The 25,709-nt window shown below is 61.5% G+C and carries 32 protein-coding genes, 4 tRNA genes and 1 pseudogene; 1 reads left to right on the forward strand and 36 read right to left on the reverse strand.

Going from position 1 to position 25,709, the window contains the following annotated elements:
• Positions 1–11 precede the first annotated feature (11 nt).
• The 5 genes from QME24_RS02950 to QME24_RS02970 are packed head-to-tail and all read right to left on the reverse strand — an operon-like array spanning position 12 to position 6,420.
• Positions 12–2,006 carry a sialidase family protein gene (locus tag QME24_RS02950; RefSeq protein ID WP_281690751.1) on the reverse strand — a complete coding sequence of 665 codons (1,995 nt, stop codon included), beginning with the start codon at positions 2,004–2,006 and terminating at the stop codon, positions 12–14.
• 56 nt (positions 2,007–2,062) lie between these two features.
• Positions 2,063–5,116 (reverse strand): host specificity factor TipJ family phage tail protein, encoded by a 3,054-nt coding sequence (locus QME24_RS02955; RefSeq protein ID WP_281690752.1) that lies wholly within the window; start codon positions 5,114–5,116, stop codon positions 2,063–2,065.
• A complete protein-coding gene (locus QME24_RS02960; protein ID WP_281690753.1) occupies positions 5,085–5,489 on the reverse strand; it encodes a hypothetical protein in 405 nt (134 codons plus the stop codon). Before QME24_RS02960 ends, QME24_RS02955 begins: the two co-directional genes overlap by 32 nt.
• Before the next feature lie 2 nt (positions 5,490–5,491).
• Positions 5,492–5,971, reverse strand: coding sequence for a DUF1833 family protein (locus QME24_RS02965; RefSeq protein WP_281690754.1), 480 nt, complete (start codon positions 5,969–5,971; stop codon positions 5,492–5,494).
• The gene (locus QME24_RS02970; RefSeq protein ID WP_281690755.1) at positions 5,968–6,420 is read right to left on the reverse strand and encodes a transposase; all 453 of its coding nucleotides are present in this window, start codon (positions 6,418–6,420) and stop codon (positions 5,968–5,970) included. The genes QME24_RS02965 and QME24_RS02970 overlap by 4 nt, the downstream gene beginning before the upstream one ends.
• A gap of 134 nt (positions 6,421–6,554) precedes the next feature.
• Between QME24_RS02970 and QME24_RS02975 the strand changes: the two genes are divergently transcribed.
• Positions 6,555–6,770, forward strand: coding sequence for a hypothetical protein (locus tag QME24_RS02975; RefSeq protein WP_102084418.1), 216 nt, complete (start codon positions 6,555–6,557; stop codon positions 6,768–6,770).
• Here QME24_RS02975 and QME24_RS02980 read toward each other — a convergent pair.
• From QME24_RS02980 to QME24_RS03130, 31 genes and pseudogenes are all read right to left on the reverse strand, one after another.
• On the reverse strand, positions 6,758–7,180 hold the full coding sequence (locus QME24_RS02980; RefSeq protein ID WP_281690756.1) for a hypothetical protein: 423 nt from the start codon (positions 7,178–7,180) through the stop codon (positions 6,758–6,760). The two genes, QME24_RS02975 and QME24_RS02980, sit on opposite strands and share 13 nt — an antisense overlap.
• 16 nt (positions 7,181–7,196) lie before the next feature.
• Complete coding sequence (locus tag QME24_RS02985; protein ID WP_281690757.1) at positions 7,197–7,340, reverse strand: hypothetical protein; 144 nt, start codon at positions 7,338–7,340, stop codon at positions 7,197–7,199.
• A gap of 9 nt (positions 7,341–7,349) precedes the next feature.
• Entirely contained in the window at positions 7,350–10,256 is a 2,907-nt protein-coding gene (locus QME24_RS02990; RefSeq protein ID WP_281690758.1) for a phage tail length tape measure family protein, read from the reverse strand.
• A 56-nt stretch (positions 10,257–10,312) separates the two neighbouring features.
• Complete coding sequence (locus QME24_RS02995; protein ID WP_281690759.1) at positions 10,313–10,648, reverse strand: superinfection immunity protein; 336 nt, start codon at positions 10,646–10,648, stop codon at positions 10,313–10,315.
• A gap of 55 nt (positions 10,649–10,703) precedes the next feature.
• A complete protein-coding gene (locus tag QME24_RS03000) occupies positions 10,704–10,973 on the reverse strand; it encodes a hypothetical protein (protein ID WP_230852949.1) in 270 nt (89 codons plus the stop codon).
• A gap of 74 nt (positions 10,974–11,047) precedes the next feature.
• The gene (locus QME24_RS03005; protein WP_281690760.1) at positions 11,048–11,533 is read right to left on the reverse strand and encodes a hypothetical protein; all 486 of its coding nucleotides are present in this window, start codon (positions 11,531–11,533) and stop codon (positions 11,048–11,050) included.
• A 57-nt stretch (positions 11,534–11,590) separates the two neighbouring features.
• A complete protein-coding gene (locus tag QME24_RS03010; RefSeq protein WP_281690761.1) occupies positions 11,591–12,760 on the reverse strand; it encodes a phage tail tube protein in 1,170 nt (389 codons plus the stop codon).
• A gap of 59 nt (positions 12,761–12,819) precedes the next feature.
• Complete coding sequence (locus QME24_RS03015) at positions 12,820–13,227, reverse strand: phage tail terminator-like protein (protein WP_281690762.1); 408 nt, start codon at positions 13,225–13,227, stop codon at positions 12,820–12,822.
• On the reverse strand, positions 13,224–13,622 hold the full coding sequence (locus QME24_RS03020) for an HK97 gp10 family phage protein (protein WP_161551325.1): 399 nt from the start codon (positions 13,620–13,622) through the stop codon (positions 13,224–13,226). The genes QME24_RS03015 and QME24_RS03020 overlap by 4 nt, the downstream gene beginning before the upstream one ends.
• Complete coding sequence (locus QME24_RS03025) at positions 13,622–14,008, reverse strand: hypothetical protein (RefSeq protein ID WP_281690763.1); 387 nt, start codon at positions 14,006–14,008, stop codon at positions 13,622–13,624. Before QME24_RS03025 ends, QME24_RS03020 begins: the two co-directional genes overlap by 1 nt.
• Positions 13,965–14,948 carry a phage minor head protein gene (locus QME24_RS03030; protein ID WP_281690764.1) on the reverse strand — a complete coding sequence of 328 codons (984 nt, stop codon included), beginning with the start codon at positions 14,946–14,948 and terminating at the stop codon, positions 13,965–13,967. Before QME24_RS03030 ends, QME24_RS03025 begins: the two co-directional genes overlap by 44 nt.
• Before the next feature lie 44 nt (positions 14,949–14,992).
• Positions 14,993–15,511, reverse strand: a complete 519-nt coding sequence (locus QME24_RS03035; protein ID WP_281690765.1) for a DnaT-like ssDNA-binding protein — start codon at positions 15,509–15,511, stop codon at positions 14,993–14,995.
• 41 nt (positions 15,512–15,552) lie between these two features.
• Positions 15,553–15,939: a hypothetical protein gene (locus QME24_RS03040; protein ID WP_281690766.1), complete on the reverse strand. Its 387-nt coding sequence runs from the start codon at positions 15,937–15,939 to the stop codon at positions 15,553–15,555.
• 9 nt (positions 15,940–15,948) lie between these two features.
• Positions 15,949–16,878 (reverse strand): major capsid family protein, encoded by a 930-nt coding sequence (locus tag QME24_RS03045; protein WP_281690767.1) that lies wholly within the window; start codon positions 16,876–16,878, stop codon positions 15,949–15,951.
• Positions 16,879–16,887: 9 nt separating this feature from the next.
• Positions 16,888–17,340 carry a hypothetical protein gene (locus QME24_RS03050; protein ID WP_281690768.1) on the reverse strand — a complete coding sequence of 151 codons (453 nt, stop codon included), beginning with the start codon at positions 17,338–17,340 and terminating at the stop codon, positions 16,888–16,890.
• The gene (locus QME24_RS03055) at positions 17,340–18,437 is read right to left on the reverse strand and encodes a DUF2213 domain-containing protein (RefSeq protein WP_281690769.1); all 1,098 of its coding nucleotides are present in this window, start codon (positions 18,435–18,437) and stop codon (positions 17,340–17,342) included. The genes QME24_RS03050 and QME24_RS03055 overlap by 1 nt, the downstream gene beginning before the upstream one ends.
• An 8-nt stretch (positions 18,438–18,445) precedes the next feature.
• Positions 18,446–19,765: a phage portal protein gene (locus QME24_RS03060; protein ID WP_281690770.1), complete on the reverse strand. Its 1,320-nt coding sequence runs from the start codon at positions 19,763–19,765 to the stop codon at positions 18,446–18,448.
• Complete coding sequence (locus tag QME24_RS03065) at positions 19,765–21,051, reverse strand: terminase family protein (protein ID WP_281690771.1); 1,287 nt, start codon at positions 21,049–21,051, stop codon at positions 19,765–19,767. The genes QME24_RS03060 and QME24_RS03065 overlap by 1 nt, the downstream gene beginning before the upstream one ends.
• Positions 21,038–21,499, reverse strand: coding sequence for a DUF2280 domain-containing protein (locus QME24_RS03070; protein ID WP_196184847.1), 462 nt, complete (start codon positions 21,497–21,499; stop codon positions 21,038–21,040). The genes QME24_RS03065 and QME24_RS03070 overlap by 14 nt, the downstream gene beginning before the upstream one ends.
• A 30-nt stretch (positions 21,500–21,529) precedes the next feature.
• Positions 21,530–22,138 carry a putative metallopeptidase gene (locus tag QME24_RS03075; RefSeq protein WP_281690772.1) on the reverse strand — a complete coding sequence of 203 codons (609 nt, stop codon included), beginning with the start codon at positions 22,136–22,138 and terminating at the stop codon, positions 21,530–21,532.
• A gap of 48 nt (positions 22,139–22,186) precedes the next feature.
• Positions 22,187–22,456, reverse strand: coding sequence for a hypothetical protein (locus tag QME24_RS03080; RefSeq protein WP_137188302.1), 270 nt, complete (start codon positions 22,454–22,456; stop codon positions 22,187–22,189).
• Positions 22,456–22,767, reverse strand: coding sequence for a hypothetical protein (locus QME24_RS03085; RefSeq protein WP_016711287.1), 312 nt, complete (start codon positions 22,765–22,767; stop codon positions 22,456–22,458). The genes QME24_RS03080 and QME24_RS03085 overlap by 1 nt, the downstream gene beginning before the upstream one ends.
• Before the next feature lie 78 nt (positions 22,768–22,845).
• A tRNA-Thr gene (locus QME24_RS03090) sits at positions 22,846–22,921 on the reverse strand.
• A 92-nt stretch (positions 22,922–23,013) separates the two neighbouring features.
• Positions 23,014–23,089, reverse strand: a tRNA-Ile gene (locus tag QME24_RS03095).
• 3 nt (positions 23,090–23,092) lie between these two features.
• A tRNA-Asn gene (locus QME24_RS03100) sits at positions 23,093–23,167 on the reverse strand.
• A 5-nt stretch (positions 23,168–23,172) separates the two neighbouring features.
• Positions 23,173–23,242: transfer RNA gene (locus QME24_RS03105), tRNA-OTHER, on the reverse strand.
• A 325-nt stretch (positions 23,243–23,567) separates the two neighbouring features.
• A complete protein-coding gene (locus QME24_RS03110; protein WP_281690773.1) occupies positions 23,568–24,158 on the reverse strand; it encodes a hypothetical protein in 591 nt (196 codons plus the stop codon).
• Positions 24,149–24,277, reverse strand: a complete 129-nt coding sequence (locus QME24_RS03115; RefSeq protein ID WP_281690774.1) for a hypothetical protein — start codon at positions 24,275–24,277, stop codon at positions 24,149–24,151. Before QME24_RS03115 ends, QME24_RS03110 begins: the two co-directional genes overlap by 10 nt.
• Positions 24,274–24,357, reverse strand: a pseudogene (locus tag QME24_RS03120) (ninG protein); the annotation flags it as partial. The gene QME24_RS03115 and the pseudogene QME24_RS03120, both read right to left, overlap by 4 nt.
• Before the next feature lie 7 nt (positions 24,358–24,364).
• The gene (locus QME24_RS03125; protein WP_281690789.1) at positions 24,365–24,997 is read right to left on the reverse strand and encodes a hypothetical protein; all 633 of its coding nucleotides are present in this window, start codon (positions 24,995–24,997) and stop codon (positions 24,365–24,367) included.
• Positions 24,990–25,595: a recombination protein NinG gene (locus QME24_RS03130; protein ID WP_281690775.1), complete on the reverse strand. Its 606-nt coding sequence runs from the start codon at positions 25,593–25,595 to the stop codon at positions 24,990–24,992. Before QME24_RS03130 ends, QME24_RS03125 begins: the two co-directional genes overlap by 8 nt.
• Positions 25,596–25,709 lie beyond the last annotated feature (114 nt).

Consider the following 25,709-nt stretch of genomic DNA (forward strand, 5'->3'; position numbering starts at 1 on the left):
CCTATTTTTCCTTATGCCTTGAAAGGGTCGCTCGCGATAGTGATTACAGGAATACTCGTGCCTGCGACCACTTCCTGCTCGATAACTTTTGCGATGTGGATCTGCCGCTTCCCTGAGGTCCGCTGGTTGTCGTACTCGATGAAAATTTCGCCGTTATCGCCAAAAGCGACCACCGGATAAGTCAGTTGTCCTGCTGAGTTAGGCTCGAGCTGGATGCGGTAGGGGTAAGTCACTCCATCGTCATCCGAGAGTCCAAGAGTCAGCGCGAGTCGGTTGGTATCGTTGTTCCAGACGACCAGAAGGCGCCCGCTCGGCGAGCGCCCGAGCCAGATCCTCGAAGAAGCTGCCGGAGCCAGGACCAGGTAGTTGACCCACGGTGTCCAGGTCTTCATCAGGTCGCTACTGTAGGAAACCAACACACCGGAGTCGCCCGCCGTCCAGCGCAGCAGGGCCATGACCCGACCGTCTGCAAGCTGGACAAACTCTGTCTCGAAGAACCCGCTGTAGCCGGTCCCATTGTTCGGCGGCAGCTGGGATACGTGCTTGAGTTTCTGGTTGCGCCAATCGAACTCATAAATGTGGGGTCCGACGTGCTGCATATAGAGCGGCGGGTACTCTGCCGAGAAGCGCCAGCCATCCACAGCCAGGTACCACTTGCCGTTCACCAGAACGGGGTGGCGGGGGTCACCGAAGTACGACAGGCGGAAAGGCTGGCCCCATACGGGGAACTCTGCGTTCGGGCTCTGGCAGATCACCGCCCAGGTGCCCTGCACGCCGTCGAAGTGCTTGTTGTTGCCCATCACTCCGAAGAACAGCCACAGCCTGCCCTCCGGGTCTCTCCAAAGCATTGGGTCGACCAAGTGCTTGTCGCGGCCTGCGCGCTGTTCAATCGGCAGAGGATTGTCCGGATCGTCTGCAGCCGTGAAGGTGAAATAGCCGTACTCGTTGACACTGGCGTTGTTATCGTCCGAGTAGGCCAAAACGACAAAGTTGCCCGGTGCTTCGGCTGCAGTTTGGTTGTCGGCGCGCCAGGCACTCCAGTACCTGCTAGGCCCGGATCGCTCGATGGTCGCCGTGGCTTGATACACCCTGCCCGAGAGCCGATAGTCTGGGTCGTTGGTGTTGCGCTCAAGGCGCGGTGGAACATCAACGAATATCGTCGGCGGCCGCTGCTCCTGGCCGGTTTCGAAGTGGTAGTTGCTACGAATAGTCTTGGTAATAGGGTCGATGGCCAGCGCCTCGAAACCATTTCGGTCGAGTATCACTTTTGCATCAGGTTCATATGCAAGGACTTCGTATGCTGGAGTTCCAGTACGGTCTACATGTTCTTCCGATAGCTCTAAAACATCGATCTGTCGCGCGAGCTTTTGATTGATCCTGAAAGTTCCGTTCAGGGTATCAATGCTTGCCACTTCTTCAAGGCCGCTGATAATCGAAAGAGAATCAGTTTTTTCTGGCTCAACCGAAACGTAAAGCGTGCCGCCAGTCGAATCCATGAGCGAATCGCCTGATCCAGTAACTCGGTTGTCTGTTCTATAGAAATGCGCATCAACCGCAGACTTGATTGCAGGCTGATTGACAAACCGAATCCAGGCTCCGCTGGTTGCGCTCCAGGAATACCATCCGTTCAGGTTTGGGTCTTCATCCCCGTCCACCACCGCCATGACCGCATCGCGGGTCTGTGGGTCCGCCAGCATCTCGGCGTAGGTGTCATACCGCTTGTTATTGAGGTCGTCGCCAAGGTTGGCGGCGGTCTCCTCCATCTGGGAGATGGCAGCAGCCGCTGTCGAATTGACCGCCTCCTGTGCAGCTTCGACAGTTGGATCAATCTGGGCTTTCGCATCGATAACCAAGTTGTGGTAGGCCTGCCACGTGTAACGCTGACGCCCAAATCTATCTGTAAACGTTTCTTCCAGACTGACCATGCCCTCATCAAATCCGATGGCGTTGTCGTTTAGATCGCGCGGGTCATTGCTGGGAGCCGGGTTATTGGTGTTGTAGCGCATGGGATCTCCGGGCACAAAAAAGCCCGCACTTGGCGGGCATGCTCGTCAGGGTCCGGTCAGGCCGGCGGGAATAAGTCGTCGTAGGTGTAAACGCGGGCGTCGTAGGGCATGCCCTTCATTGACACGTTTCCGTCCTTGCCTGGGTCTGAGCTGGTGATCAGTGTTGGGTATGCCCATCGGGAAGCCTGGCCGAACAGTATGTGCGGCGGCTCCGGGCTGTTCAGGTCAGGGGTGAAGTCCAATGCTGCGACCACGGCGGTGTAGTCGTCGATCCGCACTGCATCCCAAGGTCCGGAGAGGGTTCCATCCAGGCGCCGCAAGCCAATCAGGTTGGCCTCAGTGAAGGACCAGGCCAGGGGCTCAGAGCTGTGCAGAAGGGTCCCCGACCCGGTTATCGAGAAGTCCAGCAGGATCGCACTCTGGCAACGCTTAGGCGCATCGTCTGCAACGGCCGCAAAGCTCAGATAGCCGCTGTTGCTGCCGTCCATCTCGGTTTCCCAGGTGTAGATGTCGGTTCGGTACTTCTGGTGGCCGCGCCGGCGCATGCCGAAGCGCCAGGCCCTGGCTTTTTCGCTGAACCCGGGCATCTTGATCTTCTCGACCTTGTTGCCCAGATCGCCCGGCCAGCGGCACTCGACCGTCTCCCACGCCCAGGTTTCCCTGGAGAAGTACTCCACGTCTACGCCGTCGAAGTCGTTGATCGACGGCATGGCGCCGCTGATCTTCAACATCTTGGTCATGTTCTGCGGCGAGTAGGTCTGCGTTTTCGGGCCATAGGTCACGTCGAACGCGGCACGGGCGCTGTCACGAACCGGGCGCAGCAGGCCCCGGAAGGTCACAAGCTCCGCAAAGCCGCACGCCAGAGCGTTGTTCACCATGTCCTTGACGGTGATTGTTGAATCCAGAGTTTCGTCGTAGGTGTCACCCCTGGCCACGCATAGATTATGGAATGCATGCCACTCCGGAAGATCGAGGTCATCATTGGTGTAGCCGCGCTGCTTCAACTGGTGGATGCACCATGGGGCGATATCCCGCGTCGGCCCCTTGCTTGCGTCCATCAGGGGGATAATGCAGGTGGCCTCCACATTTACCTGGCTTTCAGACTGGGCAGATAACCTATCCCCTCCCCTGATATTGCAAGTCATCACAGTCAGGCCGGGATAGCTTGTGGGGGAGTTCAGCATTCGCCCACGCAGGTCTGTCCAAGTTGCGTCATCCCGGGCCTCATCGTTGATTCTGCCAGGACGATCTTTGTACAGCTTGCGCACGCGAGCCTCGGGCCTCATGGCGTAGGGTAGAAAAATCCGCTCGGTGAAGCCTTGGGCATCGAGTGAGCCACCAAATTTCTCAAGCTCTATGACCGTCCAGGCCCCTGCAACATCCATGTCACGGTACTCGAACACATAGTAGGTCGGGATCTCGTAAATCTGCCCTTCCCGGCCGATACCCGCCAGGCCATTGGCGTAGGTGACCGTCCACTCCAGCTCGGTCACCTTCTCATTTTCCGGGCAGCAGGCGAACGGGCCTCGGTACCCACCCTGCAGGTTCGAGGCGTCCAGCGTGATCAAGCCATTGACCGTCTGCATGTTGTTGAAGCCAGGCCAGCCCGCATCGGTCGAACCAGACGAGGTCAGCCTGTCCACCTCAATGAGGCTGGTGCTGAACGCGGTAATCCGGTACCGCAGACCGCGCGGGCCGATAGTGGCCAGGCCTTGGCCAAGCGCAAGGCCCACCACTGGCGCGCCGCCGTCGTAGTCCAGCGTCATTTCAGCTGGCTGCTCGGGTATTGCGCTGGTGGTTGCCGTCCCTGTCGCTCCTACTGGGGATGATCCCAAGATGGTCGATGCGCCGGTGGCGGTGATGGCCTGGCCGGCAAATGGCGTCACCTCAACGAAGCGCACGCGCCCGCTACTTTGCTGCGCCTGGAACGGCTTGCCACTGAGCTGGGTGTTCAGTGCGGATACCAGTCCAGCGAGGTCGGTCGTTGCCGTGTTGAGCGTGATCGGGTACGTGGATCCGCCACGCACCAGGCTGAACGTCAGAGGCGTGACGTTGAAGTCGTAGCGGCTTGGCGCAGCCGAACCGGTCAGCGTGGACGCAGTACCCGGGTTGGCAGGCACGCCAGGGCTGTATGGCGTATAGCTGTTCACCACGTACAGCCCGGCGTTCGCACCAGCAACCTCGATCAGCATGCCAACCGTTGGGTTCAGCATTTCCAGCGGGCCGCGGATGATGTCGCGCCCGGCGCCGCCGTCGATCACCGTGTAGGTGTAAGGGGACAGCACCCGAATGATGATGCCGTTCGACCAGTCGGCCGGGAACTGGCCGGAGCCGGCCGGAACGCTGATGGTGTCGCCAACGAACTGGTAGGCCGAAGCCGTGGCCGAACGGGTGAGTTCGGTTGCCATCGTCAGCTCCAGGCCGGCCGATCCACTGGAGCTTGCCCCAACCTCGGGCACGTTGAACCAGTTGATGTGAGCCGGATCTGCCGAAAGGTCAGCGCCTGGCGGGTAGATCGTGAACGAAGCATCTGCGCCGAGGGATATCAGCGGGGTTTCGCCAACCTTCACCTTGGTGGATGGGACTTCGTATTCACCCTCGCCGATGTAGAGCAGCATTTCGACGCGCTGGTCACGGGGAGCCAGGTGGTAGCGGCGTGGCTGGGTCAGGTACGACGGGTAAACCCGCTGGTGGCCGGCGATCTGCCGCACCGGGTCGCCCAGCTTGACCTTGTTGCCCTTGGCGCTGGCCTCGGTCAGGGGATCGCCCTGCTGGGTGCCAGCGCTGGATGGCATGCCTGGCATCTTTGGCATCATCGCCTTCGCCACCGCCTTGACGCCCTTGAACAGCGCGAAGGTGATGGAGAACGGGTCAGTGCCCTTCGGCTCGCGGTAGATCTGCAGCAGGTCAGCGGGCTTGAACTTTACCTTGTGCCACAGGTGCTGCTCGATCACCTCGTCGTTCAGCACAACGCTGATTGGCGGGCTTTCCCGGCGCTCGTAGGATGGGGCCAGTGCCTTCAGCCACTCCTCGATCGACATACGGCGGCCAGTCTTCCAGGTGCCGAGAGGCGCCGTATCACTCAGCTTGTTCGGGTAGAACTCGATCACGGTAATAGACCACCTTGGGGTGAGCGGCTTCAAACTCGCCGGTTGTCCGGAGGCAGGCGCCGCCGGGGTTTGTGTCCAGCACCTTGAGCCGGCCCTCGCTTTCCACCACGACGCCTACGTGCAGGCACAGCGAGCCGCGGAACACTGCCGCAATGGCTCCGGGCTCGGGCTGGCACTCCTCCATGCCCTGGCGCAGGTCGTGATAGGCCTCGGTATTGGCTCTGGGCTTGTTCTTGCCCACGGCGCCCAGGCTGGGCAGCAGCGGCAGGCCGAATACCTGGTGGCGCACGGCTATGCAAAGCCCCCAGCAATCGAAGGCAATAGGCCCCCGTGCACCCTCGCGATACGGGGCGCGCATGAATTTCTCGATCATGGTTAGAGGTACTTGAGGCCAGGTGCCAGGGTGGTGGTCAGCACGGTACGCAGACCGTTGGTGTTGAGCAGGTCGAAGAATCCGGCAGTGAGCTTGGCCACGTCGTCTTCATACTCCCGGCTCAGCAGCGTCATCCGGTACCGCTCCTGCGGGAACGACAGGTCTTCAGCAAGGTAGCGCCGGAAGGTGATGATGAAGCGGTCGCCGGTTGCCTTCGCCTCCTCCACGACCTCCTGCACCTCCCCGGTCACGTTGTCCAGGCCGAGGACCAGGTTCTGGAACGCGCTGTTGTCGTTCTTCGGCAAGGCCAGGTCCATGGCCATGGCCACAAACGTCAGCGTCCGACCGTCCTCGGTGGTGCACACCCGGTCCTCCCAGCCGGAGCAGTACAGGTGGGATACGGTGCCCCCCTCCTTCCTGGCTTCGATCGTGTCGACCAGCTCACCCCTGCCCGAGGCGTAGCACTCCTCAATCAGGCTCATGCTTCAGGCCACTCCCTGTTGATCGCCAAGTCGATGATCTCTTTGTTCAGCCAGTACTGCGGGAACTGCTCCCAGCCAGGCGGGATCAATGGCCGCTCTTTGAGCTGGACTACGGCCGAATACCGCCAGCGCGTGATCTGGGTTAGGTCTGGCCCGGCCGGTATGCTCTTGAAATGGGCTTGGTAGATCATGAATCCGGCTGGCGTCTGCAGCCGAATCTCGAACCACTCCAGCCCATTGTTGAGGGTGCGGGCGTACCAGGCCTCAAATAACCCCGCCTCAGCCTGGCTGAAATTGAAGTTGAACCGCACTTCCGTGGGAACGTAGCGGTGCCGGATTCGGTACCGCGTGCGCCCCGTTACCATCTGAGTGGCAAGCATCGGGTCCACCGTGCTCAGCCCATACCCCTCCTGCAGAGGAAGTGGCAATTCTGCCGGGTATTGAATCATTGCCGTTCCTCGTCAAGGGCATGGCCTAGATAGCAATGTGATGGCTATCTGACCTATGCTCGACCGCCTCCGCTTCCTGGGCGTGAGGGCCCAGCAAGGGAAGTGGGGTTTCATAGGTGAATAAGGAGAGAAACATGACCGGACGACACAGCGTCGCCAGAGACGAACTGAACAAGTTCAAAACGCTACTTGGCCAATACGGGGAGCTTGATTCTAAGGATGAGCGGTGCAACGCATTCCTTCATCAAGCCCTAGGCCGCCTAGGATCTTCGATTGATCTCATCCTGAAGGACATCGAGCGCATCAATGACGAGCGTGCTAGCGCACAATCAGGAGGTCAGGAGGGCTGACAAATCTCGGCGCTTGGCCCCGCCTTGCGCCGAACCCTGATAGCTGCGTCATCTCGCACGTCACGGTTTTCCTGCACTGACTTGCGAGCGCGGACGTGTACGAGGCCGTTGCTTTCGACCTGAATCCCGTGCTCGCTGGTATCAAGCGACTGCTGGGTCCACGAACCCTTGAATGCAGGGACCCAATCAGACCCGTTCTGCGACGTTTCCACTTCGAGCTCGGACGTGGCTGGCAAGATCTCGCCATCTCGGGTGATGGTTGCTAGCCCGCACTGGAAGCACACGCCCAAATCGAAGTCAGCCAAGTCGACCGGCTCACCGCGGGTTATCTCGACCCAGTCATGATCCAGGAGGAATGACTTCGCCCGACCAATTGGGAATTTGGTTTCTGCCACTGCTTGCTGTTTCATGTGTATCTCCTGATTTTTAGGTGATCGGGCTGAGGCCCAGCGCTTCCTCGATGCGGGCGAGCCGCCGTTGCAGCAGGAGCTCTTTCTCATCAGGCGGGAGAACGGGATCGGGCACAGTTGCGCCCGGCCCGTCATCGGCCTCGTCGGTTTCGGTAGTCATGTGGTTTCCCTACGTTGGGTTGCGCGAAAGCCCGTAGGCCGCCTCGATCGCCTGAGCCCGCTCGCCCCCGCCCCAGATGTCAGCCACGAAGGCGTCGATCTGCAGCTGGCCGTCGTCACCGGTGCGCTGATCAACAGTGCCGGCACGGGACCGGTCTTCGATTAGGTTCACGGTGACGTTTGGTTGGGCGACCACGGGCGCCTGGATGCCACCGGACGATTGAGTCGAAACAACCGAGCCGCCACCACCAGCCACCGATACCCGCTCATTCGAGTTGATCGCCTCCAGCAGCGCCCGGTTGCGCTTGGTCGCCGCGGCATTCACCACGAACTCGCCGTCGCTGAGCCTGGCCATGATGCTGTCGGAGGTGCCGGTACCGGCGCCAGACACGTAACCACCGGTGGCGAAACCCGGGATCACAGCCAGGCTGGATGCCAGGGCTGTGGTCGAGGTCAGCGCGGCTGCCGCTGGCACGGAGTTGGCGCCCAGCGTTGCAAGGGATGCCATCGCCGCCGCCGGTGCCCAGGCCGTGGCCGTGGTACCCGCCAGGATCATGCTCTGGCCGGCCGCAGCGGTGCCGAGAGTGGCGTTCAGCGCAGCATTCAGCGCCATCTGCACGCCCATCTTCACGAAACCGGCGATGATCTCGCGCACCACGTTCGAAGCGATATCGCCAAGCGTGCTCATGGACAGCTGCCCGCTCATGATCGCGTCGGTGATATCGGTCGAGATGGTGTTGAATGCGTTGGAGAAGATCGACTGCGTTTGCCCGGCAATGTCGCGCGCCTGGTTACCGAAGTTCTGCACGGCAGCCGTCCACCCGTTGATCGGGTTGAGCATGGCCTGGTCCATCATCGCCCAACCGTTTTGCATCTCAGCTATGCGCTGAGGCAGGTACTCACGCTGTAGGTCGATCTGCCTTTGGATGGCCTGTTTTTCTCTTTCTGATTCAGTCCGATCCCTCTCGGTCATCAGATTCTGAATCGTGGTGTTCGTGTCGCGGACCAGCTGAATCTGACTTCTTGCTCGCTCCGCTTGCAGGTCGCCCGTTCCGACAGCTGCGGCATTGACCCTATTTTCTTCACGATCAGTTTGCAGTTGCCGCTCCAGTTGCGCCCGATATTGCTCGGCAGCCGTCAGGCCCTTGGCACCTTTTATGGCAGCAGCGTAGTTGATCGAGGCTTGGGCCAGCGCCTTGCTGTATTCCTCCTGGGTGATCTTGCCCTTGCTCAGGGCCAGGTCGAGTTGGCCCTGTTCCTTGGTCAGCGCCCTGGCGGCCTGAGCCGCTGGGTCGTACTGGCCATACAGGCGAGCGAAGGTGTTTTCCGCCTCAGCCACGCCACGGTTGACGTTCTTAGGTGCGCTCTTCTTCGCCTCGCGGGTTTTGATGTCCGCGATTTCCTGCTCGATGTTCTTGCGGGCCTTGGCGTAGTCGGCCTCTTCTTTCGCGCCAAACCCACCGTTTTTTATGGACTCAGCCTTTGTCTTGTCCAGATCCTTTAGATCGTCCTGCAGCTTCTGCGTCTGCGTCCTTGCAGATTTCGCCAAGTCAGCAAGCTGCTTGGACGTTTCTATCCGGCGCTGCTCTCGCGTGGTGATCTCTGCCTCAGCCTTGGCAGCAGCGGCTGCTGCTCCGCGCCGCTCGGTGATCAGTTTGATCTGCTCCCGTAGCGCCTGGTTGGTGTTGTCACCGAAGCTGAACAGGTTGGATAGCGCACCAACGAAGCCGCCTTCCTTGCGAGTGTCAAGAATTCGCTGAGCAATCTCCATCTGCTTGGCGTCATCAGGGAAGAGTTCACCCTTCACCTGGCTGTAGGCGTTGCTGATAGCTGTTCCGATGTCCTGCCAGTCGCGCTCAATATCAGACAGGGATTCGCGATAACGCCGGAGCCGCTCCTGGGCATTCTTGTTCAGCGACTCGCTCAGGGTGTCCAGCGCTTGTTGGCGCTTGCCTTGCTCGTCAAGTCCACGGATGACCTCATACTGCGCCGCGGTTAGCAGACCATATTCCGAACTGATCTTCTGAGCAGCCTTGGTGGCATTGTCGCCAAGGTCGCCGAATGCCTTTCCGACGTCCGCCGCACTTTGTCCGGTGAACTTGCTCACTGCCGTTGCGGCCTGGGCAAGGTTCCTGAACTGTATTTCACTCGTATGGCCAGCTGCAGCCAATGCGGTTACTGCATCTTTCGCGCTCGAAAGGCTGCCTGTTAGGCTGGCAGCAGACTTCGCAATCTCAGCCAGTGATTCAACTGTCTGACCTGAGTTCGCGCCGCCTTGGAACAAGGAAGCGTTGAATGCGCTGATCTGCTTCTCAACGTCGTAGAAGACTACGCCAAGTGTTGCAGCAGCTGCGGCAGCTACCGTTAGCGGATTGATCAGATCAAGGATGTACCCACCCATTGCCTTTGCAGCCGGCCCAACGCCCCCGAACATATCCTTGAGCTGGCCGCCCTGCTGCAGGAATACAGTAAGCGGCGCCTGGCCGGCCTGGAGGCTTACAGCGATATCAGTGAACTGCGCAGGTAGGCCTCGTAGGGCCGCCTGGTAGGCCTTAGCTGACATGCCTGCCCTGTTCATGCCGTCCGATGTGTCGCCCAGAGCCTCACGCATCGTGTTTATGCGATTGGTGTACTCCACAAAGGTGTCGCTCTCGACAACGCCGGATTTCTTGAACTTGGCCAGCTTTTCCTGCATGTCATCCAGGCGCCCAAGAGCCGCCACGGTCGGATTGATCTGACCGAGCAGCTGGGACAGTTCCTTTCTCTGCTCGTCGAGGCTGGACGAAAGCCCTTCGGTCGTTGAATTTGCACCATCGCCGGCACGCTCCATTTTCTCCAGCGAAGCCGTCAGATCGTCAGCGTTCCTTTTGGCGCTACGGGAATCGATCGTTATCGCAAGCCTTGATTCCTGCGCCATGTCTTTCTCCGGGCATAAAAAAACCCGCACTAGGCGGGTTCTTGGATGATTCGTTATCAGCTGTTGAGCAGCTTAGCTTTCTCTCGCTCGTACTCTTCTGGCGTGATATGCCCTTTGTCTTTCAGGGCAGCGAGACGCTCAAGTTTTCCGTATGCATCGGTTTTGGCTGGCTCACTTGGAGCTGATCCTGATTCTTTACGGATTGCAGATGCAGACCAGATCAGAGCTGCCAGCCAGCCAATGCCTGTCCACCCCAAGAACAAATCCAACAGGAAGATCGAGGTGCCATTGGGGTGGCCTCGCTTCGCAGCAACAAAGGTTGGAAGGAAGTAAATCGCGAAGGAAGCCGCGAGCAGAAATAGTCCCGCAAGCGGGCTTGAGCCATCGTTCATATCAAATCTCCCTGATTTGTGCTGAATTTATCACAATCCAGTGAAGACATGGCCTTCAACGCTTGGCGCTCTTCTGCCGCTCCTGCTCCTGCTGTTCATCCCACCGCCGGCGGAACTCGTCGTCCAGGGCGAAGATGGAGGCATCGAACTCTTCGCGGCATATCACCGAGGGGTAGCGGTCGAGGTATTCGGTGATCGCAGACGGTGCGATCGGGGCCGGCGCGCCGATCATGCCGACGTACTGCCGGGACCGGCCGATGTGCCCGTAGGCCTCCAGGATCTCGGCGACCACATCGTCGATCTCTGGCGGCTCTTGGGGCTTCAACCCGAGGCGCTCATGCTTCCAGCGCTTTTTCTCGTTTTCCGGCCCGGCCCAGTCCCTACCCCAGCGATATGCCGCTACTGCTTTTCCGCAGTGGCCTGGGCCTGCTCCTCGATGCGCTTGGCGATGTCCAGGCCGGTGCGCAGGGCCAGGAAGTAGATGCTGGGCAGCTGCTCAATCAGCGCCTTGCACAGCTGCGGGGTGTACTTGGCTGGCTCGCCCGGGCGTTCCTCGACATCGATACCCTGCCAATCCTTGATCAGGTGCTTTGCCGCCAGGTCGATGAACAGGTCGTCGTCGGTTTCGAGTTCGACGTCTGGGATGGAATCGATGGTGAAGCCCGCGGTTCCCACGCCGGCCTGCTGGTTCAGCGCGGCAAGGTGTCGGCGGATCACAGCCTGGTGCGACTTGTAGATCGGGTTGGCGATGGATGCGACCAGAATCGATGCAGTGTCCGGCCCCTTGTCGCATTTCACGGCCAGGCCGTCCGGGCCGACCTTGAAGTGCACCCAGCGCTCGCCGTTGATGTCCAGCTCAGGCTTCTTTGCAATGGTGATGCCCATGGTATTCCTCTGCGGTAAAAGGCCCGACGCACACCGCAGGGCGCGCCGGGCAAAGGGTTAAGCGGTAACGGTGACAGCGCAGGTGTCGGTCTTTGTGCCGTCTACAGCGCTGGTCGCGGTGATGGTGGCGGTGCCGACTGTCAGGCCCTTGACCAGGCCGGTCTCGCTCACGCTGGCGATGGCCGGGGCGGAGCTGGTCCAGGTGACTTGCTGGCTGGCACCGGCCGGGGTGACCACGACTTCGAGGTCGCCGGTGTCGCCCACTGCAACGCTCAGGGTGGCCGGGGTGACATCCACGGCAGCCACAACGATCGGCGCCGGCAGGCGGGTGATGGTCGGGGCCACGCGGCGGGCGGTGTAGTTCAGTTCCACCTGGATGATGTCGGTCGAGCCGCCATCAGGCCAGTCAGCGGTCACTTCCATCTCGGGGATCAGGAACTTGTAGCCGCCGTCGGCATTGCCGATGGTGAATTCCAGGCTGATCGCGTCGTTGGTCTTCTGCGCCTTCCACAGTTCGTAGGCCATCTTCGACCAGCTGATGGTGATCGCACCGGACGGGGTGAAGGTGGTGGCAATGATGTTGCCAGGGTACGGGTTGCCATTGCCGATGCAGCGCTGGGTCTGGACGGCGTTGTCGAACTGCAGGTTGAAGCTGTCGACGCAGGCGTTGTCCTCGCCGACTTGGACGCCGTTGATCTTCAGGCCGCTGATGTCCTTGAAGCTGAAGCGGCGCTGGCTGGTCTCGGGCTGGGCGTTGATGATGAACGAGGTGTTGTCGCCCTTGTCATCCCAGGCGCGCGCCGCCATGGTCGTGGTGACCGTGACCTCGTTATCGCCTGGGAAATCGAAGTTCATGGTGGCGACTTGCACACCGCGGGCGATGGCCGACACACCGATGTCGGTCGCGTAGGAGGCGATCGAGAAGGTGATGCGGTCGTCGCCCATGGTGAGCTGGTTGCTGGCCCAGGCCTTGCCGAAGCAGGATGCCATGAACTCGTCCAGCGCACCGAAGCGCCACTTGTTCTCGATATCGCCACCAACGTCCACGGTGGTCTGGGCCGTGCCCTGCGACATGCGGGTGAAGCCGATTTCGTTGTTCTCTTCCGAGTTGAAGGTCGGCATCAGGCCGTTGCTGATTCGCGTCAGCACGTTCCAGTCGCCGGCCGGCGTCACGCCGGGGGTTACTTCTTTGATCCAGGCCAGCTGGACCTTGGCTCCGCTCGACATGCGGTTTCTCCTATCGATAGGCGTAAAAAAACCGCCATGTGGCGGTGGATGTTGATGGCTCAGTAGGCCCGGTATGGCACGCTGACGTTGACCTGGTACCAGCCGTGGCCGTCATCGCCGATGGTATTGGCCGAGGCCGCATAGCACTCAAAGGGGCCGGTGGGGTCGCTGTAGAACTCGAAGTGCTGAACCAGCGTGTCGGCTGCCTTGGTGATGGCCAAGGTGCCCTTGTAGCTGGGCACAAACAGCTGAACCATGATGATGCCGGTCCGGCGAACGCATGGGCCGATGCCGGTCTCCGGTGCGCTGGACAACCCTGGCACATCCGCCAGCCTTGCCCAGATGGTTTTGCCGGACGGGTCGAACGGCCCCTGCGGGTTGTTCGGGTAATCGACAGCGGATGCGGGTATGCCCGCCCACTGCGCCATGCGCCCAGTGACGATGGCCCGGATTTGTTCGAAGGTCATTTGTCGTAGGCCTGTGTCACGCCGTAGAAGGCGATGCCGTAGATACCTGCGGGAGCCTGCCGGGAGTGGCCGTCCTCGAGCGCCCCGGCGTACACCAGGTTGTTCTGGATGTAGGTGACGGTGTAAGGCTCAAGCCCAGACAGCACGCTCTCACCCTTCGCGACCGTCTCCCGACCGCTCTTGTCGTAGGCGTCAAGGGAATAGAAGACCGGAGAGCCGATGCTGACGATGTTGTTGGCCAGGAAGCGCCCGGTATCCACAGGTGCCCGCAGTACGATCTCGCCCAGCATTGCCAGGGTGATCGATCGGTGCCGATCGGCCAGGGCGTCTTCGACCACGCCAATGAACGCCGACGGCGGCACGCTCCAAGCGCGCCCTCCTCTTTGCTTGGCCATCACGCCTTCCTCAGCTGCAGGTCATGATGCACGCCGGCAGGATCACCGCCCACGCGAACGATGCGATAGCCCTTAGCGGGCATGCCGAGAATACCGACGTTGTCGGTCGTCTCCACCAGGTGGCCGATGTCTGGACGGCCGGCCACTTCGTTGGTTAGCGCAATGAGTTGGATGTCGCCGGACTTGACGTTCAGCCCATCGACACGCTTTTCATCGTACTCATGGAAGACGCCGCGACCTGCGTAGATCACGGGCTGCGCCGTGGTTTCCTCGGTAACCGGATCGAAGACGCCTGGGCCCATGTACTCGCCAGTGAAGGCGGTCACCGACTCCGCGAAGACGTCATCGAAGAGCTCCCCGAAGATTTCCTGCATCTCGTCGCGCATAGTTCGCCCTTATGGTGTACCGGGCCTGGCACCGGCAATTCGCGGTTTCGTCCCACCCAGCGCCCAGGGACCGGTCACCCGGGTACCGCAGGAGTGCGCCAGAGTTGGTGCTGAATGGCTCGCCCAGCGCCCGGGTCTGACCCTGCATGCCGGCGTGGCTGTTGCGCACCTTCTCGTCTCGCCTGGTCTCCCAGTCCTTGACGATGGCTTCCCGCGGCAGGCCGCGCTCGACCAGTTGCTCATACACCCGGTCCCGGCCAGCGCTGAACGATTCAAGCGCCTCGGTGCGGGCAATCATCTGTGCATGGGTCTGCAGAAGGCGGTCGGCGTAACGCCCTGCGATGCGGTCGGCATCAGAACTGCTCACCGGCGTTCCAGCCTTCAGCGCTCGCATGACCATGGAATCAAAGCGCTTGTCGCGACGGGTGCGGGTCAGGTACTTGCGCAGCTGCTCAGGATCGCCGCTGCGCAACTGGGTGCGGGCATCGGCCACGTACTGTGAGAAATTGCCCGGCAGCCCTACCGTTCCGCCTGTGCGCCGCCCGGTCTGCTTGCTCACACGACCGGCCAGGTCCAGGGCGATCTGGCGCGGGCTTCTGCCGGCCTGCAGGCCAGAGGAAACCGTAACGCTGATGCCATCGACCTGATCCATGGCCATCTGCGCTTTCAGGTTGGCGATGTGCTGCGCCAGCCATGACTGAGCGCCTTGGGCGTTCACATCAAGCTCCTGCCTTCCCAGACTGCGCTGTACGCTGCCAGCCTCTGCCTTGGCGCCGGCCATGTAGCCCGACCGGATCAACTCCATCAGCGCGGCGAACACACCAACCGCCAGGATATCCCCCAGGGCAGAGTCGTCGCGGGCTTCGATCAAGCGCTCGATCTCGGCAATGGTGGCCGCGTCCAGCGTTGCCCGGATCTGGTCAAGGTAGGCCTTGGCCATGGCCGGCTCCATGGCCTCAATCTGCCGGATGAGCTCTGCCTGATTCACACGACCACCACTGCCGGCAGCGGGCACCGCAGCACCATGATGGGTGCCAGGATGTCGTTGATGATGCCGACCACCGGCTTGTTGGGCTGGCCGTCGACATCCTCTGGCCCGAAGAACTCGGTTTCCAGCGGGCCTACCTTGGCGCGTTTCACGGCCTTGGATGCCACATAGTCAGGGTTCAGGCTGCCAGGCTTCGTCAGCTCACGCAGCGCTCCTTCGTAGGTGGCCTGTTCAACCTCGCGCGGAACCGAGCCGGCATCGATCGGGTCGCCGTTTCGGTCTGTTGCGCCGGTGCGCGGCCATTGCAGCGCCTGGTCGCGCCCGCCGACCTTCCGGCCGGGGAACGACAGAACGCAGCCGGTGGTCGGCAGCTGGGTTCCCAGGCCGTCGATGTAGGCTGAGGCTCGCGCCAGTGCCGCTTCCTTGTCGGCCTGAGTAGCAGCCGCCCAGGCGGCATTGCCACGGGCCGAGTGGTAGGCATCAGCGCCTGCCACGGTACCGTAGTAGTCAGCCATCATCGCTCTCGAATAAGTGGGCGGCGAACCGCCCGTGGTTGTTACTGGTGCTTGGCCAGTTCGGCCTGCAGTTCTTCCAGGGTGACGTCGTCGCCGACTTCAACGCCCTTTTCCTTGAGCTTGGCGATGGCGTCTGCCTTGGCCTTGGCTTCAGCCTCGGCCAGGCGCTTCTGCAGGGTTTCAGGCTTGGCATTGGCGCCGACCTCGATACCAAGCGCTTTGAGCTTGGCGATCAGGTCCTCCTTGGTCAGCTCAGACGGCTCGCCAGCCTCTACGACCAGCACGCCGGATTCGACGTAGAACGCCAGATTCTGACGCTTGCTGTAGTCGACCCACTGCGGGACATCGATGGTGCCGCCAGGAGGCACCACGGAGCCGTCAGGCAGGCCGATAGGGGTCTTGCTATGGGTGTTGGTTACCTTAGCCATGTGACCCCCTTAGATTCCGTCGGTGTAGCGGACTTCGGCAGGACGGCGAACGTCCACGCCGCCCAGGCGGAAGATGCCCGGCACTTCCCAGCGGATCGGGCCGGCCTGGTACACAGGCAGGAAGCGGTGAGGCATCGGGATGTGCATCTTCAGGACCGAAGGGTCACGGCGGTAGCTGATCATGCGTGCGGTGCTGCCTGCGCCGGCGGTGTCAAGGCCGTTCAGACCCTTGATCATCAGCGGGCGACCGGTCTGCGCGGTGTACACGTTGTTGCGCTGCAGGTAGGTCAGGATCGACTCAAGGCCCTGCTCGTTCACCTTGCGGGTGGCCAGCAACAGGAACTTGCTGTACGGCAGCAGCAGGGTGTCGGAGAACGCAGTGAACAGCGTGCCCTGGGCCTGCACAGTCAGGGCGGTGTTCACGTCGGCCAGGATCTGGTCGGCGGTCGCGGTAGCCCAGTTGCCGGTGACGGCGGTGCCGGCGGTGACGCCTGGGAAGTTGAACAGGCCTGAGAAGCCTTTCGACGAGTCACCCAGCAGGGCAACGCGGTCGACCATTTCCTCGTAGGCCCGGCGGGCCGCCATGGCGTCATCAGCGGTCAGGTTGATGCCGAGCATCTGCGCCTGGCTGATCTCTTCCAGGCCGTAGCCGTAGCCGATACCAGCCATGTGGATCTGGGTCTCGAACTTCGAGCGCTCGGTGCTGGCCAGCGGGATGTCATCGGCATTGCCGTTGATCCAGTCGGCCTTACCGACCTTGTCGGCCGAGTAGTAGGTGACGGTCTTGATCCACTCGGGGGCCGAGGTGTCGACCGGGATCAGCTGCGGGTACTGGATGTCCGCATAGACGATCTCGTTCACCTGACGCTCGATGTACGAGGTCTGGGATACCACGAAACCCAGGGCGGCCTGAGCATCGAGGAGCTGAATGTGTCGCATGGTTTCTCCTTAGCCCAGGCGGACTTGAGCGAGTTGGTTGGCACCGGTGGTGCTGGTGTCGAAGCGGGCGTTCGCGACCAGCACGTTGCTGGTGGCCACGTTGGTCCAGACGCCGGTGGCCGGCACGAAGTAGACCGGGTCACCAGCGGCTACCTGCACGGAAGCCGTCACCCAGATGGCGCCCTTGGTCATCACGCGGGCCGATTCGTACTGGCTGTACTGGTTGGCCTCGGCCTTGACCGAGCGATCGCGGACGCTGATGCCGACGAACTTGGCAGCGGTGTCGCCGGTGGTGGCAGCGCGGCCAGCCTTATCGGCAGTGCCCTGGATAACCGGGACGCCGAACGCCAAGCCTCCAGCAGCCTCAACGGTTCGGGAGATCAGGGTCTTCGAGATCATGTCCACGATCATGCCCGGCAGGCCGGCGCGAATGGTCGCGGTGTAGCTGGTTTGAACGGCCATTACTTGGCACCCCCTTTCCAGGCGTCGTTCAGACGCTGCTCGTAGGCCTGCTGGCCATTGTCATTGGGCTTCGGCGGTCTGCCGTCCTGATTGATCAGGTGCTGGCGGACCGGGTCCTTGGCGGCGTCCTCGACCAGCAGGTCGAACCGCGCATCGATGTAGGCATCGGTCTTGCCGGCGATGGCAGCGTCACCGATCTTGGCGATGACCACGGCCTTGCGGATCTCGGCATCGCTCTTCCCGGCGTAGTCGCCGTCGTGGATGGCCTTGGCCTTGGCGATCAGGTCGCCGCGGGCCTTCACGCGCTCGTCGATCTGCGCGTCGGTGATCTGCTTGGACTTGAGGTCGTCGATCTCGGCATCCTTCTTGGCCAGGTCAGCGTCCTTGGCTGCCATTGCAGTGGCGTGCGCAGCCTCGGTGGTGCTGAGCTTGGTGGCGGCGTCGGCCAGGCGGCCTTGCAGGGTGGCGATGACAACGGCGCCCTGGTCGGTTACTTCAACCGGGATGCCGTCGACGGTAACCGTCTTCAGGGTCATGGGTTTTTCCTCGGGGGTTGGGGTGTGTTGTGGCCAGGAATCGCCAATGCTTGCCCGGCTGCCGGCCCGCCCGCGCTGAACGATGGCGATGTGGTCGGCGATGATGTTGGTTTGCTTGGCCTGGTACTTGGTGCCGTCCGGGGCTTCCCCGTCCTCCCAGACCAGTTCGCAGCTGTAGCCCACGCTCAGTTCGCGCTTGCCGGCCTGCACCGCGGCTACGGCGTCACCGTCGGTGATCTTCAGGCCGATCTTCAGGTACTCGCCGTCGCGCAGAACCTCGTCGCCAGTGGTGCCCACGGCCACCTGCTTCCAGTTGGCGGCCGTGACCGGCTGGCCCGGGTGGTCGTTGGTCATCGGGATCTTGGAGAACGACTCCAGCGAGCGTTTGGAGAAGACCTCCTTCTCGTCGCGGTAGACGTTCACGACCTTCAGGTCAGGCCGACCTACTTCGGCGCCTAGGTACTGCTGAATGCCGGTGCGCGCAGTGAGCGCAAAAGCTTCCAGGTAGCCGGAATCGTTCAGCCTGGTGTCGCCCAGGCTGACTGTGTCAGTGATGTGCATGGTTTACCTCAGGGCGTGGCCGTAGCGTCGTCTGGCTCTTCTTCGTCAGGCAGCTCCGCCCCGAACTCGGCGATTGCCGCCTCAAGGCCCGGCAGAACGCTTTGCTCGACCAGCAGCGTGGTAGCTGCCTTGCTCAGCGCGTCTTCAGGCCAGAGCTTCGTTTCGCCAAGGATCTTGACGGTCTCGGCCGTCTGCTTGCTGATCTCGGACCGCTCTTTCGCCGTCGGCTGCCAGAGAGGGTTCCACACGTAGTGGATCTGGGTCGGCCTGGAGCCAAGCGCCGAGCGGATCAGGCAGTCATCGAGCAGCTTCAGGGCCGGGGTGATGTCCAGTTCTTGCAGCGCCTGGATGCGGTCGTAGTAGTTGCGAAGGTCGGCCTCGCCGGTGGAGTTCAGGCCGGAAGGCGACTGCCCGAGCAAACGGGTAGCCGGAATGTCGGCCGCACCGGATACGGCCTGCAGGAATCGGTCGATGATGTCAGGCAACGTGCCGAAGCTCGCCGACTTCGTCTCATATTCCTCTTCCTTGTCCAGCAGCAGCGCACCGTTGATGCCCTTGGCAGTGGCTGCCAGGGTGATGCGTTCCAGCACCTGCTTGCGGTATCCGTCGTCCTGCAGGCTCTGCATGAAGTCAGGGATGCGGATGACGTCGACCTTGGCCTCGAACACCAGGCTGGCCACGTTGGCCATGGTGCCATCCGACTGCTTGATTGCTTCGAAAATCGCCTGGAGGACCGAATCACCCCAGCCGAAGATGTTGGCCGGGGCCAGGTCAGGGTCGGGATGCTCTGCCCCGGAGAAGATCACCAGGCGTGATGGGTGGATCTCCAGCTGGCTATCAGCCAGGCGGTAGGCCTTGGGCTTGCCGAAGCGCTCCGACTGGGGATCTTGCTCGATCTCGGTCGGGGACAGCTGCCGGCGATTCATGACGGCCAGGTACTTGAGGCCGCCTGACTGGATTCGCTCAGGGTTCAGCGGCGCCGCAGTGTTCGTTTCTCCCGTGCCGATGAAGATGGCCGCCCCGCCGAACAGTCGGGCCCGGGTCATGGCCTGCTTCACCTTGGCTCGAAGGTCAAGGCGAACCTCCTCAGCCTCGATTTTCTCGATCTGGGCCTTGTCAGCCTGCCATGCCCGCCACCGGCGCGTTGCGTCCAGGGCCGGGATGTCCACGATCTTTCGCGGCAACCAAGCGCCCCGGTAGGCATTGATCAGCTGCTCGTCGGTCAGGATCACCGGCGCATACGTCGAGCCCGATGCCTTGTCGCGCTCGGTGCCCAGGTGCGCCACCAGGTTCACCAGCTTGTCGCTGAGGTATCGGACTACGCCCATTAGGAAACACCTGCGAGGGAGTACTTGTTGATTGGGTACTCTTTGTGGATGAAGTAGCCGCCGGCGTCGGGCCGGTGGTCGTTGCCCTGCTTCTTGTCCGGCTCGCCGTTGTCGCCCCAGATCTGCTGCTCAAGGTCATCGGCATAGGTCGGGCACTTGTCGGCGTTGATGCGGTAGCGGCGCTGCCCTGCTGCGTTGCAGAACATGGCGTTCATGGAGTTGATGCGATCCTTGACCGGCGGGTTTGCGCCGGGGGCCGAGACGATGAAGCCGGCCTGCTTGAGCAGGGAGATGTCGGTCTCGCTGGCCCGGACGGACTTGCGAGAGTCGCCCGAGGCGTCCGGATAGACCCGGATCTGGCGAGTATTGCGGTAGTCGTTGCCGTCGTAGAGCCAGTAGCGCTCTTTGATCTGCTTGATCATGTCGGGCGTGTCGTACCCGTTGATGATCTCGTCCACCGCGTGCGGCAGACCCAGGCGCTTCACATGGACGATTGCCGACATCTTGCCGACGTTGAAGTCCATGCCGATGAACAGAGCCTCGCCAGGCTGGATAGTCTCCTGGCTGCCGTTGAGCTTGCGGTCGTAGGCGGTGTAGATCGTCCCAGACGTCAGGTTGACGAACTGGCCGTTCAGGTAGGCCATGATCAACTGCTCTGGGTACGACTCCTTCAGCGACGGGATGTAGTCCGGCGGCAGGTTCAGTTCGTTGTCGAACGTGCTGGCCTGGACCAGGCCGTACATGTCGTTCAGCGCCGGCTTCTCGCGCAGCTGCTTCACGAACTGCTGATAGACGAACTTGAACCCCTCGGGGGTCGTGGTGACGTCTACACCGTTCTTGAGCCCGGGCACGCTGTAGCGCATCCGGGCGATAATCTTGCGCCAGGCGTGTTCAGCCTTTAGCTTGGGCAAAACGTCGAGTTCATCGACCAGGCCGTGCCCGATCTTGAAGCCGACGATGGTCTGCGGCTTCTCCATCGAGCGGCAGATGGTTGTGCTGCGGTATTGGCCGCCGCTGTAGAACTCGACCTCCTTGTCACTCTCCTTCGTCTTGACCTTAAGGCCCCAGTCGAAGGCGACCTCCTCGATGGTCGGGAAGAAGATGTCGCGAATCTGCGGGTAGGTCGGCGCGAAGTAGCCGGAGTTGATCCGGGGCCACTCCCACACGTGCTTGCAGATGCCTGCGCAGCCTACCCAGGTCTTGCCGGAGCCGAACCCGGCCACGAAGCCACGGAACTTGTGTTCCATCTGGAGAAAGCGCGCCTGCGGGACGTTAAGCGTCGGCATCTGGCTTCCTCGCGTTCACTACCTCGACCCGGATGCTGGTCGGCACCTGGTTGTCCTGCGGTACGTCTGCCTTGGTCTGACGGTTCACGTAGACATCGCCGACCTCTTTGGCTGCCTGCTCCAGCAGCTGGGCAGTCAGGGCGAGGTTGCGCATGTTCTCGGCCTTCTCCGCCATCCTGCCCAGGGTGCGGAGGCGATAGGCTCGGTTGGCGATTGGTATCTCTGCCGTCTCCTCGCGGAAACGCTTGCGGGTGTCTTCGAAGAGCACCACCCAGCGCTTAGCCAGGCGCTGTGCCGCGCGTTTGGTTGGATCGTGGCTCTCTACCGACTGGCGGCTTACCTCGATCCCGAATTCGTTTTTGACGGCCTCTGCCACCTGAGATGGCGTATCGAAGCAGGCCAGCGCCTGAACGATGAAGGCCTTCACCTCGTTGCTCAGGGCTGCCATAGATTGGGTTCCGTCAAGCGCCTGTCAAAACTACGCCGACTTCAGCAGGCAGGTTCCACAGGCCCTCGCAATGTTGATTTTGGCCACCTCGGGCGGCCGACTTGCAGCGTCGATCAGCTGCTGTACGTCTTCGCTGGCACCGTAGCGCCTCACCACCCCGATAAATTCTTCGACGTCGTGGCCACGCAGGTAGAGCTTAGGCATCCCGTCCTGCCTGAACTTGGGTGCGCCGAACTCGTCGGTAGCCTGGGCTATGTGGTACAGCTCGTGTTCGACCAGGGCGCAGAACTCAGCATCGGTGCACTGGGAGCAGTAGTCGGCGGCCAGGGTGATGAGGTAGTCCGGCTCCTCGCCGAACCACTCCCGCATCTGCTGCTCTTGGCGGGCCTTCTGCCAGCCACCCGCCCTGAACATCAGCTGCTCAGCCTGGCCAAGGACGACCCGCCCCTGCTTGGCGACCCCGCTGGACGCCCACAGCACGCCAATGTTGGCGTCCATCAGGTGGGCATGCTCTGGGTTATGGATGCTTCCGGTGTCTGCGAGGATCTCGGACTGGACCCAATCCCACACACCGGTGGCAGGGCGCAGGGTAAGCCAGAGCGATTCGAGCAGGTCGGCAGGTGGTATCGGCCTGCTCATGCTCACTCCCGCGCCACGAAACGGCGCATTTCTATTTTGTGGCGCGCCTCAGCGAGTCACGAACAAGTGCCCTCGCCTTGCCCACGCATACAGCACGATGCCGGCGTGAATCATCACGGTGAAGGGGCTGATCATGTGGACCTGCATTGCCGCCAGGAACGACCCGAATGCGCCAATGGCGACCAGGTAGAACGCAACCGACAGCATCGGCTGGTCTATGGGGCGAACGCGCCGTAGGTAGTCGCAGGCGGCGATGACCACCAGGACGCACAGGAATGCGTCCGTAGCGGCCATTGCCGACATGAGGGTCGTGTTCATCAGGTAGCTCCTTTGGCACCGAACTGTCCTACCAGTGACTTCAGAACTGGGATGATGTTCATTGCCAGGAGGCCTATCAGAAAGGCCACGCCGTATTGGGTTTCTCCGCTCGTGCCAAGGCTGAAGTAGCTGATGGCGAGCGGGGTGCAGAAGACCGCCGATGCGAAGCCGGTGAAGAAGGCGGCGACCGCCTGGCCCCGGGTGAGGCCGCGCAGGAAGGTCAGCGAGAGGATCGCTCCTGCGAAGCCGCCAATGATCACGCCGTACTTCACCAGCAGGACGCCGGCAGTCGTGCTTGCTGGTTCGGCCATGAGTGGTTCCTAGAAGAAAAGTCCCGATTGAGGCCCTCATTGGGCTCGGGCAAGTGTGCGGAGCAGCACATAACGAATTGGTGCCGACACAAGGATTTGAACCCTGGACCCTCCGCTTACAAGGCGGATGCTCTGCCAGCTGAGCTATGACGGCGAATTGGCGCCGGGCTCCGCCCCCGGCCTGGTCGAGTCTTTTTTGGCTCCGCATCGAATGCGACTGGCCGCAGACGCTCGACGCGCCATGCCTGGTTGGCCCGTAGGGACTTGAACCCTCTTCCCTCGGTTATGAGCCGAACGCATCAACCTTCAATGCTTCGGGCCAATTTGGCTGGCAAGGCAGGATTCGAACCTACGACCACCCGGTTAACAGCCGGGAGCACTACCGCTGTGCTACTTGCCAATGATTGGAGCGGATACGGGGAATCGAACCCCGATCGTCAGCTTGGAAGGCTGTCTAGCGACCTGCGCTACCCGCGTTTGCGTGTCTTCCCACGCCGCCCACCAAAGGCCATCCCGACGCTGGCACCCCATTGCACCAGTCTCGCCGTTCAGGCCTCGCGCCACCCACCAGCACAGTGAGGTCATGGGTGCGCGGGCTGCCGGTGTTTTTTCCGTACACCACACTACCGGCTAGCAGTGTCCAGGCTGTCCCGTTAGGGCCTGCCCTGGCTGCAGTTGCGTTTCTTGCGCGCACAAAAAAGCCCAGCTCAATGGCCGGGCTTCTTTGGGATGTTTGCCAAAGGCAAAACTTTAACAGTGGCGATACGGTATCACCAGCCGCACGGGAACGCAATAGGGCCTCAAGCGGCACTGCGCATTTCGTAAATTGCGGCCGCCACCGGGCTCAGCGCCTGCTTGTCCAGATCCTCGCAGCACTCAAAGGCCAGGTTCACAAAACCGCCCCAGTCGCGCTCCCAGTTCGAAGACTCAAGCCTCACCCCGTAGTGCGCATCCAGCCAAGCCCTGAACCCTTCAGGCGATCCCAGAGGGTCATCATTTGCAGACTGTCCGCCCTGGTGCATGTACCGGTACCGGGCCATAACGCCCTTCACCACGTACTCCAGCTTCTCGCGCTTGGCGGCAGTCATGCGTGGCGATCGTTGCATCACCATGATGAAAATCGATTCCTCTGCCGTTTCCTGCATGTCGGCAGACACCCGTGGCGAATACATGAAATGCCCGAAGGCCTGGATGTATCCGGTTAGCCTTGCGATAGCCGCCTGCACGCCACCGGCAAGGGCCTGGTGCACTGCATGGCTTGCCTTCCGCTGCTTCTCGGTCGTCTGGACCATGGTGCCCAATAGGCCCAACTGTTCGATGAATGCGCCTTGGCTATCCCACGCCGTGTAGAGGCAGTCGTGCCAAGCCTGGCGTGCGCTGTTCAGTTGCATCGGTCGCTCTCCTTCTTGCGGCGGTTTGCGATCAACTGGCCGCGTAGAACGCACCAGGTGGAGGTGATGGTCATGGCCAGCAGGATGAGGCCGGCGGTGTCTTGGATAGTCCAGGTCATGCTGCTGCCCTCTTTAGGTCGCGGAGTTTCTTCCTGTACAGGGTCTTGATGGCCTGCAGGTCTTCGATGGTTGCTTGTCTCATCGCATCAAGACCTCCTGTGCGGCAGCGCGTGAAGGTCGAGATAATCGTTCCTGGCTTTGATGGCCTGGGCGATATCTCTGAATCTTCCGAGGTGAATTTGCTTTCGTTGCCACTGCACCTTTGCCGCCCACCGCCCTCTGTCCCACGAGATGCCAACATGGCCGCTTGTGTTCTTGTCGGTAAGCCGGCGGTTGGCGGCCTGGACGTTGTAATCGGCATACCGGCAGTTATCTGGGCAATACCCTTTGCTCGACTCAATACGGTCCAAGGTCAGTTGGTCGGTGTAGCCATTCGCCAGGGACCACTCCATGAACGGCTCGAAGCTCATCCACTCATCACAGAGGGTGACGCCGGCATACTTCTCCACCTCCGAACCCCGAGGGCTGAGGCAGCGTCGCTTCATGTTTGCCCAGGTGACGTGGAGTCGACTGTTGGCGTTGTTGAGGCCGTGCGTGGAGCGCGTGCGCCCTCCCCGCTTGTTGGCGCAGGGCGGACAGCACCCAGTCATGGACTTCAAGCGATCCATGCGCGACGAGAACTCGACGCTGCATGTGCAGCACTGGAATACACCCATCGACCGGTTTGCCCCTGAGCGGTGCTCCACAAAGGTCCTGAGCGGAATTACCTCGCTACCCATAGCAAACCTCCTCCAGCCGTTTTTCGAGGCGCCGCGCTTTCTTGCTGAACACCGCCTTGACTCGCCTCAGATATGGGATGTCGTGACGAGCGACGTCGCTGTTGCACTCGAGCCAATCAACCTTGGCCTGGCCGATCTTCTCTATGAGCGCAGGCCGATAGACCATGATGTTTCCGCTCAGGAAGTTGTTGCAGGCACTGCAGGACTTGTTCATGTTCCAGAGGTTGAAGCGCAGGTGCGGGGCGGCGCCGACGCTACGGAAGTGCGAGCAATGCCACTGACCCTGCCACGAAGCGGGCTTGCTGCAGCTGATACACCCGAGGTGAGCGTCCCGCAGGCGCACGTAGCGATTGATCGCTGCCTGGGCTTCCTTGGCGTACTCGGCTCGGCTCTTCAGCTTCTCCCGGCGCTCCTGCAGGTCCTGGCGGGCCTGCTTGGTGATGGCCTTGGCCGCGATCTTCTGCAGCTTCGGGTCCTTAGCCATTGCCTTGGCGCAGGCGATGCTGCACACCTTCTGCGTGGTCATGGTTGGCTTGAAGGGCTTCCCACAGCCTGGCGCCTTGCACTTTTTCGGCTTCGGTGTTTTCAGGGTGGTCATTGGTACACGCTCCCAGGCTGGCCGGGCTCGTTGCTGTCGGTGCATGCCAGGTCGTGATCACTCGCATGGGGGCAGCGCTTGCAGCCACATACCGGGCACAGAATCATCTTGGTG

It is taken from the genome of Pseudomonas sp. PARCl1, assembly GCF_947311875.1.
GTDB classification, from domain to species: Bacteria; Pseudomonadota; Gammaproteobacteria; order Pseudomonadales; family Pseudomonadaceae; genus Aquipseudomonas; species Aquipseudomonas juntendi.